Genomic DNA, 223 nt, shown 5'->3' with positions numbered 1-223 from the left:
ACCGCCAGAGTCCGACCTGTGATCGGATCCGCGTCTGAGTCCAGACTAGCGTCCGTTCCAGACAGAGGAGCCGTCGCTGACAGACCCGCTGGGGCTGTGAAGCCTACGGCGTAGCTGTTGCTCGAGCCAGGAGTCAAGCCCGTAAAGCTGTACAGACCGTTGACATCCGTGGTCGTGGTGGCTACCACGCTACCGTTTTGGTAGAGCGTTACTACCACACCTG

1 protein-coding gene is annotated in these 223 nt (G+C 60.1%); it reads right to left on the bottom strand.

Going from position 1 to position 223, the window contains the following annotated elements:
• A partial coding sequence (locus tag F7231_RS27180; protein ID WP_166694352.1) for an SdrD B-like domain-containing protein occupies positions 1-223 on the bottom strand: 223 nt, incomplete at both ends.

Source organism: Fibrivirga algicola (assembly GCF_011742925.1).
GTDB classification, from domain to species: Bacteria; Bacteroidota; Bacteroidia; order Cytophagales; family Spirosomataceae; genus Fibrella; species Fibrella algicola.
Note: the sequence above shows the minus strand (reverse complement) of the source record. Positions and strands in the feature narration are given on the sequence as shown.